Genomic DNA, 16,003 nt, shown 5'->3' on the forward strand with positions numbered 1-16,003 from the left:
GTGACCGCCACCGGGATCACTTCGATACCGGGGCATTGCTTTATGAACATTTACCCGTGTTGGGCCGAACAATGGCCTGGCTGAAAAGGAGATTGGGATGAGCCGTACACTCTCACGACGATACTGGCTGACCGGCGCCAGCAGCGGCATCGGTGCCGCCCTGGCTGAAGAAATCCTGAAAACCGGTGCGCACCTGGCCGTCAGTTCGCGCTCGGTAGCGCAGTTGAAAGTCTTGTCGCAACGCTATCCGGGGCAGGTGCTGGTGGTGGCCGGTGACTTGACCAACAGCCAGACCGTGCGCGAAATCGGCGAGCAGATTGCCGAGGACTGGGGCTCGCTGGACTCGGTGATACTCAACGCCGGTACCTGCGAGTACGTGGACGCCAAGCAATTCGATGCGTCGATTGTCGAGCATGTGGTGCGCACCAACCTGTTGGCCAGCAGCTATTGCATCGAAGCCGCCCTGCCCTTGCTGCGGGCCGGCACCGCACCGCATATGGTGGCCATGGCCAGTACGGTGACTTACCTGCCGCTGCCCAAGGCAGAAGCCTACGGCGCCTCGAAGGCCGGGCTGCGTTATCTGTTCGAATCCCTGCGCATCGACCTGGCCCCCGAAGGCATAGAGGTCACGGTGGTCAGCCCCGGGGGTTTCGAAACGCCGCTGACGGCGAACAACGACTTCCCCATGCCCTTGAGCTGGCCAGTGGAGAAAGCTGCGCGGCATATTTTCGAAAAACTCAAGGACCGCCCGCTGGAAATCGCTTTCCCGGCCGCCTTCATGGCCGCCCTCTGGCCGCTCTCCAAACTGCCGGAACAAGTGAAACTGGAGATCGGCAAGCGCATGGTGCGCAGCCAGCCACCCATCAAGGATCAACCGTAAAAATCGCCATCATCGGCAGCGGTATCCCGGACGTTTCGATACTTGAGCGTCCGTCAGACCTTTCACACAGCATCCGGCGACTGCCTTACACTGCGCGCCATGAAAACCATCCCCCATACGCAAATCGCGGAACCCGCGGTCACCTGCTCGACCTGCGCAGCCTGTTGCTGTCAGCTCGAAGTCATGCTGATCACCGATACAGGTGTGCCTGAACGGTTCATCGATACCGATGACTGGGGTGGGGAAGTCATGTTGCGCCTGGACGACGGCTGGTGTGCTGCGCTGGATCGCAACACGATGATGTGCACCATCTACGAAAAACGCCCGCTGATCTGCCGGGAGTTTGAGATGGGCGCTCCGGAGTGCATCGACGAACGCCAGGGGATTTCGACGGCGTATCGCTGAATCGGAAAACAACACAGCTCCTGTAGGAGCGAGCCTGCTCGCGATTGCGGACTGTCAGCCAACTAAGCTGGCAACTGACACACCGTCATCGCGAGCAGGCTCGCTCCTACAGGGGGATGCAATTACAACGGCAACGTGTAATGCAGCGAGTAGCTTTCTACACCGTCGTTGGAACTGGCGAGCCCGGCGTTGGAATAGTGCGTCGCACGGATCCCGACTTCATGGCCGCCGTTGAAGCGCAGGCCAAAACCGAGCCGGTCTTCAAACTGGAAAGCACTGCCGATATTGTTGTCTTCGAGTCGGGTATTGGAGAACACCGCCACGCCAATGCCCGCTTCAACGTACGGTTTGACGTTCTGGCCGGCAAATTCGTAAACGAATACCGGGGAGAACGACAGGCTGTTATTGCTCGAGGTCTTGTCGCCTTCCCAGTAGGTGTAGGCGCCGCTCCAGTAACCGGTCATGCGACCGACGTCACTCTGCCACCAGCTCTGGTCCCAATCGAATTGCATGCCCAGTCGATACGTCATAGTCGAATCGCTGGTCTGACCAACCGCGAACTCCACACCTGCCGCCTGCGCGGTAAAGGTGTGCCCCATTAGTGCGGCCGCAATCGCGGCCAAGCAGAATAGTCGCTTCATTAGAAACTTCCTTTTCCGAACAATTTCGTATGGTTTTTTTGTTGCTCAGCCCTGAAAAGCTATAGAAATCGGCGATTTATCAGAAGCTCACCCCAATTCTTCGTTTGATTCCCCCGGGACTTTCTTACCTGTTGAAGCTTCGCACAATGCCAGCCGTATTCCACAGTATCGGCAAGATATTTCTGAAATGAACCGGATCGGCACTGGTCCAGAACTGCGCCTCACGGGCAGGCCCATCGGCGAGCAGTTCGCCTTCGGCCAAAAGCCGCTGGAGTTGCCGCGCGACGGCGGCACCGGTATCGATCAGGCTGATGTCCTCGGGGATCATCTGCCGGAGCATCGGCTTGAGAAAAGGGTAGTGGGTGCAGCCGAGAATCAGGGTGTCCGCGCCGGCGGCCAGCAGCGGCTCGACATACCCGGACAGCAGTTGACGCAATTCGGGGCTATGCAGGTCGCCGTTTTCAATCAGCTCCACCAGCCCGGGACAAGGCTGGGTGATTACTTTCACGTCCGTGGCGAAGCGGTCGAGCAACGCGGCGAACTTGGCGCTCTGCAAGGTACCGGTGGTGGCCAGCACCCCCACTACGCCGGAGCGGGTTGCGGCGGCGGCCGGCTTGACTGCCGGCTCCATGCCAACGATGGGCCATTCTGGATAGTCGCGACGCAGGTCGGCGACACCGGCCACCGTCGCCGTGTTGCACGCCAGCACCAGGGCCTTGGCGCCCTGCTGACGAAAGAATTCCGCCATCACGCTGCAACGCTGTTGGATAAACTGCGGGGTTTTCTCGCCGTAGGGAATATTCCCGCAGTCGGCGACGTACAACAGAGACTCATTGGGCAGCAAACGCTGGATCTCGGCCAGTACCGAGAGCCCGCCGACACCGGAGTCGAACACGCCAATCGGCGCTTCACGCATGTTTCGACCCACAGACGCTGCAACCCGGATCGCGCTTGACCCGCAACTCACGGAAGCGTGTACCCAAGGCATCGATCAACAGCAGGCGCCCCACCAGCGGCTCACCGAATCCGGCCAGTAACTTCAGCGCTTCGAGGGCTTGCAGACTGCCAACCAGCCCCACCAGCGGACCGACCACGCCGGCCTCGCTGCATGTCAGCTCGGCTTCGCTGCCGTGCCCATACAAACAGTGGTAGCACGGACTCTCCGGCCGACGCGGATCGAACACTGACAGTTGCCCTTCGAGGCGAATCGCCGCACCACTGACCAGCGGTTTGCCGGCCACCACGCAAGCGGCATTGACCGCTTCACGGGTGGAAAAATTGTCAGAACAATCGAGGACCAGATCTACCCCGGCCACCACCGCGGCCAGGGAATCCTCATCCAGCGCCGAACGATGGGCGACCAGTTGAATCTCGGGATTGATCGCGGTCAGGCGCTTGAGCGCCGAATCGACCTTGGTCATGCCGACGCTGTCGGTGTCGTGAATGATCTGGCGTTGCAGGTTGGTCAGGTCGACCGTGTCGAAGTCCGCCAGGTGCAACTCGCCAACGCCGGCGGCCGCCAGATACAGCGCCACTGGCGCGCCAAGGCCGCCAAGACCGACGATCAATACGCGGCTTTGCTTGAGTCGCAACTGGCCGTCGATATCAATGTGTTGCAGCAGAATCTGCCGGCTGTAACGCAGCAACTCCTGATCATTCAGCACGGCAGGCGCCCCAGACTGATGCGTTGGTGACCGCCCAGATCGGTGCGGCTGTGGACTTCTTCGAACCCGCGGGTCAGCAGCAAATCGCGGACCGCCTCGGCCTGATCGTAGCCATGTTCGAGCATCAGCCAACCGCCGGCGTCCAGATGATCCGGCGCCTGGGCGACGATCAGGCGCAGATCGTCGAGCCCGTCGACACCCGCCACCAGGGCGCTGGCCGGCTCGAAGCGCACATCGCCCTCGACCAGATGCGGATCGGCCGCTGCAATGTAGGGCGGATTGCTGATGATCAGTTGAAAACGCTGACCTTCCAGGGCGCTGAACCAATGACTGCTCAGTACCTTGGCGTTGTTCAGGTGCAGGCGCTGGCGATTGCGCTCGGCCAGGGCCACGGCTTCCAGCACCCGATCCACGGCAGTAACGCTCCAGGCCGGACGCTCGCTGGCCAGGGCCAGGGCAATCGCGCCACTGCCGGTGCCAAGGTCGAGTACCCTGGCCGGTGTGGCCGGCAACAGTTCCAGCGCAGCTTCCACCAGCAGCTCGGTGTCGGGGCGCGGAATCAGTGTGTGCGGTGCCACTTCCAGATCCAGCTTCCAGAAACCTTGCTGGCCGAGGATATAGGCCACCGGCTCACCGCTGCGGCGGCGCTGCAAATACTCGGCGAACGTCAGCGCCGCTTCGCTCGGCACGATACGCTCCGGCCAGGTGTGCAGGAAACTGCGGGACTTGCCCAACGCTGCCGCCAGCAGCAATTCGGCATCCAGACGCGCCGTCGGCGAGTCGGGCAGATCGGCGGCGCGCAACAAACTGGCGATGATCGTCATTTACTCACCTATCGCAGCCAGTTGATCGGCCTGGTACTCGGCCAGCAACGGCTCGATCACCGCCTCGACGCCGCCGGCGAGAATCTCGTCGAGGGAATACAAGGTCAGGTTGACCCGGTGGTCGGTGACCCGGCCCTGGGCGAAATTGTAAGTGCGGATACGCTCGGAGCGATCACCGGAGCCGACCAGCAGCTTGCGCTCACTGGCGATAGCGTTGGCCGCGGCGGAGGTCTGCTGATCGTTCAGCTTGGCCGACAACCAGGACATCGCCCGGGCACGGTTCTTGTGCTGCGAACGCTCTTCCTGGCATTCGACCACGATGCCGGACGGCAAGTGCGTAATGCGAATCGCCGAATCGGTCTTGTTGACGTGCTGGCCACCGGCGCCGGAGGAACGATAGGTATCGATGCGCAGGTCGGCCGGGTTGATCTCGATCGCTTCCTGTTCGTCCGGCTCGGGCAAGACCGCCACGGTGCAGGCCGACGTGTGGATGCGGCCCTGGGATTCAGTCGCCGGAACCCGCTGCACACGGTGCGCGCCGGATTCGAACTTGAGCTTGCCGTAGACGTTGTCGCCCTCGACCCGGGCAATCACCTCTTTATAACCGCCGTGCTCACCCTCGTTTTCCGAGAGGATCTCCACCCGCCAGCCACGACGCTCGGCGTAACGCGAATACATGCGGAACAGGTCGCCGGAGAAAATCGCCGCCTCGTCGCCGCCGGTGCCGGCACGGATCTCGAGGAACACGTTGCGCCCGTCGTTCGGATCCTTGGGCAGCAGCATGCGCTGCAGGTCGGCTTCAAGCGTGACCAGACGTTCCTTGGCCTCGCGAACTTCTTCCACGGCCATTTCACGCATGTCCGGGTCGCTGTCCTTGAGCAATGCCTGGGCACCTTCGAGGTCATCCTGCACTTTCAGCAGTTCTTTATAGGCGCCCACGATCGGTTCAACTTCCGCGTACTCCTTGGAATAGGTACGGAATTTGTTCTGATCGGAAATGACCTCGCCGTCGCCCAGCAGGGCGGTCAATTCCTCGAAACGGTCCTGGAGGATATCCAGCTTATTGAGCAGTGACGCTTTCATTGCGGTTTTTTATCCGAAAAGCTATCCGATGAGCCCTCACCGAGGGCAAAGAGTTCCTGGGCCATCGCCAGCGCATCCAGGCGACCTTCGGCAGAGAGCTTTTTCAACTGCACGCTGGGTGCGTGCAACAGTTTGTTGGTGAGCCCGCGAGCCAGTTGCACCAGCACCTCTTCGGCACTGCTGCCGTTGGCCAGCATGCGCTGGGCCTTTTGCAATTCTTCGTCGCGCAGGCGTTCGCTCTGTTGACGATAGGCCTTGAGTACGTCCACCGCCGCCAATTCACGCAGGCGGACCATGAAGTCTTCGGCACCGACCGAGACCATCTCTTCGGCGGCCTGGGCTGCACCCTGGCGGCTCTTGAGATTCTCGGCCACTACCTCGTGGAGATCGTCGACGCTATAGAGGTAAACGTCGTCCAGTTCGCCGACTTCTGGCTCGATATCGCGCGGAACGGCGATATCCACCATGAAGATCGGTTTGTGCTTGCGCAGTTTCAAGGCGCTTTCCACTGCACCCTTGCCCAGAATCGGCAACTGGCTGGCAGTGGAGCTGATGACGATATCACTGCGTACCAGCTCTGCCGGAATATCCGACAGCAACACCGCATGGGCGCCGAACTGTTCGGCCAGAATGCTGGCACGTTCCAGGGTGCGGTTGGCGACGACGATGCGCTTCACACCCAGGTCATGCAAATGGCGGGCGACCAGGGTGATGGTCTCGCCGGCGCCGATCAACAACGCCTGGCTGCGTTGCAGGTCGCTGAAAATCTGTTTCGCCAGGCTCACCGCGGCAAACGCCACCGACACCGGGTTCTCGCCGATGGCCGTGTCGGTGCGCACCTGTTTGGCCGCATTGAACGTGGCCTGGAACAGCCGCCCGAGCAATGGACCGATGGTGCCGGCCTCACGGGCCACGGCATAGGCCGACTTCATCTGGCCGAGAATCTGCGGTTCGCCCAACACCAGCGAGTCGAGCCCGGAAGCGACCCGCATCATGTGACGAACTGCCGCATCATCTTCATGCACATAGGCGCTTTCGCGCAGCTCCTCGAAGCTCAAATGATGATATTCGGCCAGCCAGTGCAGCACAGTGTCCGCCGACAGGTGATCCTGTTCTATATAGAGTTCACTGCGATTGCAGGTGGAGAGGATCGCAGCTTCGCGGCTGTCGGTGAGTCGGCAGAGCTGCTGCAAGGCCTCAACCAGCTGCTCAGGGGTAAAAGCCACGCGCTCGCGGACGTCTACTGAAGCAGTCTTGTGGTTAATACCGAGTGCAAGGAAGGCCATTCAAAGTCGCTGATGGTGACGTGAAGCCGACAATTGTCCTACTTCAACGGAATCAGAACAACTACTCGATATCTATCGCGCCGGTAGGCAACGTCGACGTTGCGAGCGGTTCTCGTTTACAAGGCAGCCAGGCGTTGCCGGATCCGCTGTGCGGGTAAATTGGCCGGCCGGTTATGTTTGGCCGAAAGCTTGTGTCATGATGATCTGACCGCAGGTTAGTCGTCCTCCCCCTATATGAATAGATCTTCCGCGTTGTTCCTCGCTCTTGTCTTCCTCAGCGGCTGCCAGGCCTTGGCACCCGTATCGTCGGACGGTACGTCGCCGGTTGAAGACAGCACCCCGGCCCCTGAAAAGCCCAAGGTCTACAGCTCATTCAGCGAGGAAACCATCTTCAGCCTGTTGAGTGCCGAACTGGCTGGCCAGCGCAATCGTTTCGACATTGCCCTGGACAACTATGTGACCCAGGCCATCAACACCCAGGATCCGGGTATCTCCGAGCGGGCATTCCGTATCGCCGAATATCTGGGCGCCGATCAGGCAGCCCTGGATACCTCGCTGATCTGGGCCAAAAACGCCCCCAACGACCTCGAAGCGCAACGCGCCGCCGCCGTACAGCTGGCACGTGCCGGGCGTTACGACGACTCCATGGTCTATATGGAAAAAGTCCTGCAAGGCAAGGGCGACACCCATTTCGACTTCCTCGCGCTGTCCGCGGCCGACACCGACCAGGACACCCGCAACGGCTTGATGAAAAGCTTCGACCGTTTGCTGCAACGCCATCCGAACAACAGCCAGCTGATTTTCGGCAAGGCGCTGCTGATGCAACAGGATGGCGATGCCAAAGGCGCGCTGACGCTGCTGGAAAACAATCCGCCGGATGACGGAGAAATCGCTCCGATCCTGCTGCGCGCACGCCTGCTGCAAACCCTGAATCGCGGTGACGAAGCCCTGCCGTTGCTGCAGAAAAGCATCAAGAAATACCCGGATGACAAGCGCCTGCGCCTGACTTACGCACGCATGCTGGTTGAACAGGACCGCATGAACGACGCCAAGGCCGAGTTCTCGAGCCTGGTCCAGCAATACCCGGAAGACGACGAGCTGCGTTACTCCCTGGCACTGGTCTGCCTGGAAGCCAAGGACTGGAATGAGGCCAAGGGTCATCTTGAAGACCTGATCGCCCGGGAAAGCCACGTCGACTCGGCGCACCTGAACCTCGGCCGCATCGCCGAAGAACAAAACGATCCGCAAGGCGCACTGATCGAATATGCCAAGGTTGGCCCGGGCAACGACTTCCTGCCGGCGCAATTGCGTCAGGCCGACATCCTGATCAATAACGGCAAGACCGCCGAAGCACAACGCAAGCTGGCGGCAGAGCGCGATGAACAGCCGGATTACGCCATCCAGTTGTACCTGATCGAAGTCGAAACCCTGTCCGCCAACAATCAGGGCGACAAGGCCTGGAATGTTCTGCAACAGGCCTTGCAGAAATACCCGGACGACTTGAACCTGCTCTACACCCGCGCCATGCAGGCGGAAAAACGCAATGACCTGGCGCAGATGGAAAAAGACCTGCGCGCGATCATCAAGCGCGACCCGGACAATGCCATGGCGTTGAACGCCCTCGGCTACACCCTGTCTGACCGCACCACACGCTACGCCGAAGCCAAGGCCCTGATCGAACAGGCGCACCAGATCAGTCCGGAAGACCCGGCGGTACTCGACAGCCTTGGCTGGGTGAATTACCGCATGGGCAATCTCGACGAAGCCGAGCGCCTGCTGCGCCAGGCCCTGGAACGCTTCCCCGATCAGGAAGTCGCCGCTCACCTGGGCGAAGTCCTGTGGGCCAATGGCAAACAGCGTGAAGCCAGACAGGTCTGGGGCAAGTTCCTCAAGGAACAACCCGAAAGCCCGACCCTGCGCGGCACCATCAAACGCCTGACCGGATCAGAGACTCTTTAAGATTATGTTTTTGCGCCATTTCATCGTTTTCAGTTTTATTGCCCTGCTCGCCGGTTGCGCGGGCCTGGGTCCCCGCGAATCAGTCGAGGGTCACGGCAACCCCGCCCAATGGCGCGAGCACAAACAGCAACTGACCGGCCTCGATGGCTGGCAGATCGACGGCAAGATCGGCATCCGCGCCCCGAAAGACTCGGGCAGCGGCACGTTGTTCTGGTTGCAACGCCAGGATTACTACGACATTCGTCTGTCCGGACCACTGGGCCGCGGCGCCGCTCGCCTGACCGGACGGCCGGGCAAGGTTTCGCTGGAAGTCGCCAACCAGGGGCGTTACGACGCACCGACCCCTGAAGTGTTGCTCGAAGAGCAACTGGGCTGGAAGCTGCCGGTGTCCAACCTGGCCTGGTGGGTCCGCGGGCTTCCGGCTCCGGATAGCAAAAGTCACCTGACACTGGATGCCGACAGTCGCCTGGCCAACCTCGAACAGGATGGCTGGCAGGTCGAATACACCGACTACACCCAGCAAAACGGTTACTGGCTCCCCGAGCGAATCAAGCTGCACGGCACCGACCTTGACGTCACACTGGTGATCAAGGCCTGGCAACCGCGCAAACTGGGGTCGTGACATGCCAGCCAATCGCCTGACTTTGCCATCTCCGGCCAAACTCAATCTGATGCTGCACATTCTCGGTCGCCGCGAAGACGGCTACCACGAGTTGCAGACGATGTTTCAGTTCCTCGATTACGGCGACGAAATCACCTATGCCCTGCGTGATGACGGCGTCATTCAACTGCACACCGAGTTCCCGGGCGTCCCCCACGACAGCAACCTGATCGTCAAGGCTGCGAAAAAACTTCAGGAGCAATCCGCTTGCTCGCTGGGCGTCGATATCTGGATCGAAAAAATCCTGCCCATGGGCGGCGGCATTGGCGGCGGCAGTTCGAATGCCGCAACGACTTTGCTCGGCCTCAATCATCTGTGGCAATTGGGCTGGGATGAAGATCGCCTGGCTGGCCTGGGATTGACGCTAGGTGCCGACGTCCCGGTTTTCGTACGTGGCCACGCGGCATTTGCCGAAGGCGTGGGGGAGAAACTGACCCCTGTCGACCCGGAAGAACCGTGGTATCTGGTGCTGGTGCCGCAAGTCTCTGTAAGTACGGCAGAAATTTTTTCAGATCCGTTGTTGACACGTAACACTCCTCCCATTAAAGTGCGCCCCGTTCCCAAGGGAAACAGTCGAAATGACTGCTTGCCGGTGGTAACAAGGCGTTATCCAGAGGTACGTAACGCTTTGAATTTGTTAGGTAAATATACCGAAGCAAAACTCACCGGAACTGGAAGTTGTGTGTTTGGGGGCTTCCCAAGCAAAGCTGAAGCTGATAAAGTCTCGGCCCTTCTGACAGAGACCCTTACAGGTTTTGTAGCAAAAGGAAGCAACATTTCGATGTTGCATCGCAAGCTGCGAAGTCTGCTCTAAAGGAACCGATTACTGGGTAATCGTTGCAACAGATACAGGGGCGTCGCCAAGCGGTAAGGCAGCAGGTTTTGATCCTGCCATGCGTTGGTTCGAATCCAGCCGCCCCTGCCATTTTCCTATACTCATCCAGGTTACCCTCAGCCTTCAGGTACTGCGCGTGTCCAAGATGATGGTCTTTACGGGGAACGCTAACCCCGATCTGGCTCGGCGTGTCGTACGTCAGCTGCATATCCCTCTCGGTGACATCTCTGTCGGTAAATTCTCCGACGGCGAAATTACAGCCGAGATCAATGAAAACGTCCGCGGTAAAGACGTCTTCATTATTCAGCCGACTTGCGCTCCGACCAACGATAACCTGATGGAACTGGTAGTGATGGCTGATGCCTTCCGCCGCTCCTCGGCTACTCGTATCACTGCTGTTATTCCTTACTTTGGTTATGCCCGTCAGGATCGCCGTCCGCGTTCCGCACGTGTGGCTATCAGCGCGAAAGTCGTGGCTGACATGCTTACCGTAGTCGGCATCGACCGTGTTCTCACGGTTGATCTGCATGCTGACCAAATCCAGGGTTTCTTCGATATTCCGGTAGATAACATCTACGGCTCCCCGGTTCTGGTGGATGACATCGAAGATCAGCGCTTCGAAAACCTGATGATCGTGTCCCCGGACATTGGCGGCGTCGTGCGTGCACGTGCCGTTGCCAAATCCCTGGGCGTAGATCTCGGGATCATCGACAAACGCCGTGAGAAAGCCAATCACTCTGAAGTGATGCATATCATCGGTGATGTCGAAGGGCGTACCTGTATTCTGGTTGATGACATGGTCGATACCGCAGGCACCCTGTGCCACGCGGCCAAGGCCCTGAAAGAGCATGGCGCAGCCAAGGTTTTCGCCTACTGCACGCACCCTGTGCTGTCGGGTCGGGCGATCGAAAACATTGAAAATTCCATGCTGGACGAGCTGGTGGTGACTAACACCATTCCTCTGTCCGCTGCAGCACAAGCCTGTTCGCGTATCCGCCAACTGGATATCGCACCGGTAGTTGCCGAGGCGGTCCGCCGCATCAGCAATGAAGAATCGATCAGCGCGATGTTCCGCTAAGGGCCCTGCCCTTCTCGAAATGTCTCGTTGACGAAAAGCGCCCCGCCCCGGCATTCATGTCGGGGCGGGGCTTTTTTGCCCATATCGCCTTTAGCGCTGGTCGCAAACGCTGGGGCGAATGTGGTTATTTTGGAGATACAACATGAACGATTTTACTCTGAATGCTGAAGTGCGTTCCGACCTGGGGAAAGGTGCGAGCCGCCGCCTGCGTCGTCTCGCAAGCCTGGTTCCAGCTGTAGTTTACGGTGGCGACAAAGCCCCTGAATCCATCAGCATGCTGGCCAAAGAAGTTGCCAAACTGCTCGAAAACGAAGCGGCTTACAGCCACATCATCGAGCTGAACGTTGGTGGCACCAAGCAGAACGTCGTGATCAAAGCCCTGCAGCGTCACCCGGCCAAAGGCCACGTGATGCACGCTGACTTCGTACGCGTAGTCGCTGGCCAGAAACTGACCGCTATCGTTCCAGTGCACTTCATCAACGAAGAAGCACCGACCAAGAAAGGCGGCGAAATCTCGCACGTTGTTGCCGAGATCGAAGTTTCCTGCCTGCCGAAAGATCTGCCTGAGTTCATCGAAGTCGACCTGGCTAACGCTGAAATCGGTTCGATCATTCACCTGTCGGACCTCAAGGCTCCTAAAGGCGTTGAGTTCGTGGCCCTGGCACACGGCGATGACAAGGCTGTTGCCAACGTTCACGCTCCACGTGTTGCTCCAGAAGCTGCAGAAGGCGCTGCAGAGTAATTTTACTCTGTACGCCGGAGTGACCGGAAACATCGCGGACTAGAGCATAGCGAGAAAGCGGGCGAGAACGCGGAGTTTACATCATGGTAAATGAGCAATTTTCGTCCACTTTCGCCGCTCTCCCTGATTGCGGCGATGTTATCCACCACTCCAATGAAGGGCCCCTATCGTGACTGCCATCAAACTGATCGTTGGCCTGGGAAATCCAGGCGCCGAATACGAACAGACCCGGCATAACGCAGGGGCCCTTTTTGTTGAGCGCATCGCGAACGCACAAGGTGTGAACCTTGTGGCGGACCGCAAATATTTCGGCCTGACCGGGCGCTATTCGCATCTGGGTCAGGATGTTCGTCTGCTGATTCCCACCACGTACATGAACCGCAGCGGCCAGGCCGTGGCGGCACTCGCCGGTTTCTTCCGCATCAAGCCTGAAGAAATCCTCGTGGCGCATGACGAACTCGATCTGCCTCCGGGTGTTGCCAAGCTCAAAGTGGGCGGCGGCCACGGCGGTCACAACGGGTTGCGCGACATCATTGCGCAACTGGGCAATCAGAATACCTTTCATCGCTTGCGGCTTGGCATTGGCCACCCGGGCGTTGCCAGTATGGTTTCAAATTTCGTCCTGAGTCGTGCGCCACGCGCCGAACAGGAAAAACTCGATGCCAGCATCGACTTTGCCCTCGGCGTGCTGCCGGATATCCTCGCCGGGGAATGGAACCGCGCGATGAAAAACCTGCACAGCCAGAAGGCCTGACTCACTCCTCGGGGAAAACACCATGGGATTCAATTGCGGCATCGTCGGTCTGCCTAACGTCGGCAAGTCCACCCTGTTCAACGCCCTGACCAAATCCGGGATCGCGGCCGAGAACTTCCCCTTCTGCACCATCGAACCGAACAGCGGTATCGTGCCGATGCCGGATCCGCGTCTGGATGCCCTGGCAGCCATCGTCAATCCAAAGCGCATCCTGCCGACCACCATGGAATTCGTCGACATCGCTGGCCTGGTAGCCGGCGCGTCGAAAGGCGAAGGCCTGGGCAACAAGTTTTTGGCCAACATCCGTGAAACCGATGCCATCGCCCACGTGGTCCGCTGCTTCGAAGACGAGAACGTGATTCACGTCTCCAACAGCGTCGACCCGAAACGCGACATCGAAATCATCGACCTGGAACTGATCTTCGCCGACCTCGACAGCTGCGAGAAGCAACTGCAGAAAGTCGCGCGCAATGCCAAGGGTGGTGACAAGGACGCAGTGGTCCAGAAAGGCCTGCTGGAGCAACTGATCGCTCACTTCACCGAAGGCAAGCCGGCGCGCAGCCTGATGAAGAACATGGGCACCGACGAGAAAGCGGTGATCAAGGGCTTCCACCTGCTGACCACCAAACCGGTCATGTACATTGCCAACGTCGCTGAAGACGGCTTCGACAACAATCCGCACCTGGACGTGGTCAAGGCCATCGCCGAAGAAGAAGGCGCCGTGGTTGTACCGGTGTGCAACAAGATCGAAGCGGAAATCGCCGAGCTCGATGACGGCGAAGAAAAAGACATGTTCCTCGAAGCCCTGGGCCTCGAGGAGCCTGGCCTGAACCGCGTGATCCGCGCTGGCTACGAAATGCTGCACCTGCAGACCTACTTCACCGCCGGTGTCGAAGAAGTCCGCGCCTGGACCGTCCGCGTCGGTGCCACCGCACCACAAGCTGCTGGCGTGATCCACACCGACTTCGAAAAAGGCTTCATCCGCGCCGAAGTGATCGCCTACAACGACTTCATCCAGTACAAGGGCGAAGCCGGTACCAAGGAAGCCGGTAAATGGCGCCTGGAAGGCAAGGATTACATCGTCAAAGACGGCGACGTGATGCACTTCCGCTTCAACGTGTAAGCTACACGCCCAAGAAAAAGCCGCGTTTGATATGCGGCTTTTTTATGCCTGAAACAATCATCCGCCACACCACATTCCCCTGTGGGAGCGAGCTTGCTCGCGATGACGATATGACATTCAACGATGATGTTGACTGATACACCGCTATCGCGAGCAAGCTCGCTCCCACAGGGGAATTGTGTCGAGTCAGGCCTTTTTGGTGCGCGGCAGGAAAATCGCCAACACCCCGAACAACGGCAGGAACGAACACAGGTAGTACACGTATTCGATGCCGTGAATATCCGCCAGGTGCCCCAGCAATGCCGCGCCGATACCGCCGAAGCCGAACATCAATCCGAAGAACACCCCGGCGATCATCCCGACATTGCCCGGCACCAGTTCCTGGGCGTACACCACGATGGCCGAGAACGCCGAGGCGAGGATGAAGCCGATGACCACGCTGAGGATGCTGGTCCAGAATAGGTCGACATGCGGCAGCAACAAGGTGAACGGTGCAACGCCGAGGATCGAGAACCAGATAACTGCCTTACGTCCGATCCTGTCGCCGATCGGCCCGCCAAAGAATGTCCCCGCCGCGACCGCGCCGAGAAACAGGAACAGGTGCAACTGCGAACTGGCCACCGACAGGTCGAATTTCTCGATCAGGTAGAACGTGAAGTAACTGGTGAGGCTGGACATGTAGAAGTACTTGGAGAACACCAGCAGCCCGAGCACTACCAGCGCGCTGGTCACTCGGCCCTTGGACAGGCCGTGGGTCGCTGCCTGACCTTGCTTGAGCTTGAACAGGTTCAAGTGGTTGGCGTACCAACGGCTGATCCGGTAGAGCACGAACAGCGCAAACACCGCGAACAGCCCGAACCACGCCACGTGCCCCTGGCCGTAGGGAATGATGATCGCTGCCGCCAGCAACGGGCCGAACGCCGAGCCCGCGTTGCCGCCAACCTGGAAGGTCGATTGCGCCAGCCCGAAGCGCCCACCCGAAGCCAGTCGCGCCACGCGGGAAGCTTCCGGGTGAAAGGTCGAAGAACCGATGCCGATCAAGCCCGCTGCCAGCAGAATCAACGGAAAGCTGCCGACCACCGACATCATCAGAATCCCGACCAAGGTGCAGACCGTACCCGCCGGCAACAACCACGGCTTGGGATGGCGGTCGGTGTAGTAACCGACCCACGGCTGCAGCAGCGAGGCCGTCAGCTGGAATGTCAGGGTGATCAGGCCGACCTGGGTGAAGGTCAGGCCATAGTTGGCCTTGAGCATCGGGTAGATCGACGGCAGCACCGACTGGATCAGGTCGTTGATCAAATGCGCCAGCGCCACCGCGCCGATGATGCGCATCACCAGGGGACTGCTTTGGGGCGTAGCGGACGCCGGCACTGAGCCGGTCTGGGCGTTGCTGATAGCCATGGGGTTTTCCGTACAACTGATGGGTGCAAACGGGCAGGTGCGTCAATGTGCCATTTTTCGGTGCGACAGCGCCATCCCCTTAGCCAGCTAACGAACTCGGTTTCCATCGGGGAAAGTGATAGCGCAAAGCCATGGTCTGAATCTTGCCTTGCTTGTCTGCTTGAACGCGGCCCCCTTACAAAGGAGGCCGAGAATGGGAAGTTTCGCCACAGAGTCGGCCTACAGAGCGGACAAGGGTGAACTTTCGGGGCCTTTTTAGAGGGCACGAGTCGGAGGTGCAACAACCTTCGACGCACGCCAATGGTGCGTGGTGTCCAGAGGAGTCATGGGGCATGCAGTTTTTTTTATCACCGGGGATCGGACTGCTGGGGCATTTCGGTTTTGCACGCAAATTCCAGCTGTTGTTTTTGCTGTTTATCCTGCCGCTGGTGGGCAGTCTGTGGATGATCGGCCAGGACTATCGCGACAAACTCAGCCTGATCTCCGGCGAACGCGCCGGGGTGCGGCAACTGCTGGCTCTTGATACGCTGGATGACCTGCTCGCCGCCCAGCGTGATCGCGCCGCCCGGTGGCGCGCGACGGAAACCAATCGCCAGCCAACACCAGCCACACTCGCTGCGATGGCCGCCTTCGATGCGGTTCAGCCCGCCGTCAGCCAGGCCAC

The 16,003-nt window shown here is 59.5% G+C and carries 16 protein-coding genes, 1 tRNA gene and 1 pseudogene; 11 read left to right on the forward strand and 7 right to left on the reverse strand.

All coding sequences use genetic code 11. From position 1 onward, the window contains the following. Nucleotides 1-5: 5 nt before the first annotated feature. The 3 genes and pseudogenes from ACEN8Z_RS27155 to ACEN8Z_RS27165 all read left to right on the forward strand — a co-directional run. Nucleotides 6-101 (forward strand): annotated as a pseudogene (locus tag ACEN8Z_RS27155) (nuclear transport factor 2 family protein); the annotation flags it as partial. Continuing rightward, nucleotides 98-880 carry an SDR family NAD(P)-dependent oxidoreductase gene (locus ACEN8Z_RS27160; protein WP_495596240.1) on the forward strand — a complete coding sequence of 261 codons (783 nt, stop codon included), beginning with the start codon at nucleotides 98-100 and terminating at the stop codon, nucleotides 878-880. The pseudogene ACEN8Z_RS27155 and the gene ACEN8Z_RS27160, both read left to right, overlap by 4 nt. Before the next feature lie 99 nt (nucleotides 881-979). Further along, complete coding sequence (locus tag ACEN8Z_RS27165) at nucleotides 980-1,285, forward strand: YkgJ family cysteine cluster protein (protein ID WP_007981864.1); 306 nt, start codon at nucleotides 980-982, stop codon at nucleotides 1,283-1,285. 122 nt (nucleotides 1,286-1,407) lie between these two features. Here the strand turns inward: ACEN8Z_RS27165 and ACEN8Z_RS27170 are convergent, their stop codons facing one another. The 6 genes from ACEN8Z_RS27170 to hemA all read right to left on the reverse strand — a co-directional run bounded on the left by ACEN8Z_RS27170 (nucleotide 1,408) and on the right by hemA (nucleotide 6,783). Continuing rightward, nucleotides 1,408-1,926, reverse strand: a complete 519-nt coding sequence (locus ACEN8Z_RS27170) for an acyloxyacyl hydrolase (RefSeq protein WP_108228455.1) — start codon at nucleotides 1,924-1,926, stop codon at nucleotides 1,408-1,410. A 124-nt stretch (nucleotides 1,927-2,050) separates the two neighbouring features. Beyond that, nucleotides 2,051-2,842 (reverse strand): glutamate racemase, encoded by a 792-nt coding sequence (murI, locus tag ACEN8Z_RS27175; protein ID WP_495596241.1) that lies wholly within the window; start codon nucleotides 2,840-2,842, stop codon nucleotides 2,051-2,053. Further along, complete coding sequence (locus ACEN8Z_RS27180; protein ID WP_495596242.1) at nucleotides 2,835-3,590, reverse strand: molybdopterin-synthase adenylyltransferase MoeB; 756 nt, start codon at nucleotides 3,588-3,590, stop codon at nucleotides 2,835-2,837. The genes murI and ACEN8Z_RS27180 overlap by 8 nt, the downstream gene beginning before the upstream one ends. Next, complete coding sequence (gene prmC / locus ACEN8Z_RS27185; protein ID WP_495596243.1) at nucleotides 3,584-4,414, reverse strand: peptide chain release factor N(5)-glutamine methyltransferase; 831 nt, start codon at nucleotides 4,412-4,414, stop codon at nucleotides 3,584-3,586. The genes ACEN8Z_RS27180 and prmC overlap by 7 nt, the downstream gene beginning before the upstream one ends. Further along, nucleotides 4,415-5,497, reverse strand: a complete 1,083-nt coding sequence (gene prfA / locus ACEN8Z_RS27190) for a peptide chain release factor 1 (protein WP_007981853.1) — start codon at nucleotides 5,495-5,497, stop codon at nucleotides 4,415-4,417. It lies immediately after the preceding gene. Next, nucleotides 5,494-6,783 (reverse strand): glutamyl-tRNA reductase, encoded by a 1,290-nt coding sequence (gene hemA / locus ACEN8Z_RS27195; RefSeq protein ID WP_007997113.1) that lies wholly within the window; start codon nucleotides 6,781-6,783, stop codon nucleotides 5,494-5,496. The genes prfA and hemA overlap by 4 nt, the downstream gene beginning before the upstream one ends. A gap of 234 nt (nucleotides 6,784-7,017) precedes the next feature. Here hemA and ACEN8Z_RS27200 point away from each other — a divergent pair, with 234 nt between their 5' ends. From ACEN8Z_RS27200 to ychF, 8 genes are all read left to right on the forward strand, one after another. Next, on the forward strand, nucleotides 7,018-8,742 hold the full coding sequence (locus ACEN8Z_RS27200; RefSeq protein WP_495596244.1) for a tetratricopeptide repeat protein: 1,725 nt from the start codon (nucleotides 7,018-7,020) through the stop codon (nucleotides 8,740-8,742). 4 nt (nucleotides 8,743-8,746) lie between these two features. Further along, entirely contained in the window at nucleotides 8,747-9,364 is a 618-nt protein-coding gene (lolB, locus tag ACEN8Z_RS27205; protein ID WP_007997117.1) for a lipoprotein insertase outer membrane protein LolB, read from the forward strand. A gap of 1 nt (nucleotide 9,365) precedes the next feature. Continuing rightward, complete coding sequence (ispE, locus tag ACEN8Z_RS27210) at nucleotides 9,366-10,217, forward strand: 4-(cytidine 5'-diphospho)-2-C-methyl-D-erythritol kinase (RefSeq protein ID WP_007997118.1); 852 nt, start codon at nucleotides 9,366-9,368, stop codon at nucleotides 10,215-10,217. A 36-nt stretch (nucleotides 10,218-10,253) separates the two neighbouring features. Further along, nucleotides 10,254-10,328: transfer RNA gene (locus tag ACEN8Z_RS27215), tRNA-Gln, on the forward strand. A 46-nt stretch (nucleotides 10,329-10,374) separates the two neighbouring features. Beyond that, nucleotides 10,375-11,316 (forward strand): ribose-phosphate pyrophosphokinase, encoded by a 942-nt coding sequence (locus tag ACEN8Z_RS27220; RefSeq protein WP_003208392.1) that lies wholly within the window; start codon nucleotides 10,375-10,377, stop codon nucleotides 11,314-11,316. A 142-nt stretch (nucleotides 11,317-11,458) separates the two neighbouring features. Continuing rightward, nucleotides 11,459-12,058 carry a 50S ribosomal protein L25/general stress protein Ctc gene (locus ACEN8Z_RS27225; RefSeq protein ID WP_007973891.1) on the forward strand — a complete coding sequence of 200 codons (600 nt, stop codon included), beginning with the start codon at nucleotides 11,459-11,461 and terminating at the stop codon, nucleotides 12,056-12,058. A 169-nt stretch (nucleotides 12,059-12,227) separates the two neighbouring features. After that, nucleotides 12,228-12,812 (forward strand): aminoacyl-tRNA hydrolase, encoded by a 585-nt coding sequence (gene pth, locus ACEN8Z_RS27230; protein WP_277531739.1) that lies wholly within the window; start codon nucleotides 12,228-12,230, stop codon nucleotides 12,810-12,812. A gap of 22 nt (nucleotides 12,813-12,834) precedes the next feature. Then, nucleotides 12,835-13,935, forward strand: coding sequence for a redox-regulated ATPase YchF (gene ychF, locus ACEN8Z_RS27235; protein WP_007997120.1), 1,101 nt, complete (start codon nucleotides 12,835-12,837; stop codon nucleotides 13,933-13,935). A 186-nt stretch (nucleotides 13,936-14,121) separates the two neighbouring features. Here ychF and ACEN8Z_RS27240 read toward each other — a convergent pair whose 3' ends face one another. After that, nucleotides 14,122-15,339, reverse strand: coding sequence for an MFS transporter (locus tag ACEN8Z_RS27240; RefSeq protein ID WP_007997122.1), 1,218 nt, complete (start codon nucleotides 15,337-15,339; stop codon nucleotides 14,122-14,124). Nucleotides 15,340-16,003: the final 664 nt, after the last annotated feature.

It is taken from the genome of Pseudomonas sp. Pseusp10 (genome assembly GCF_059492225.1).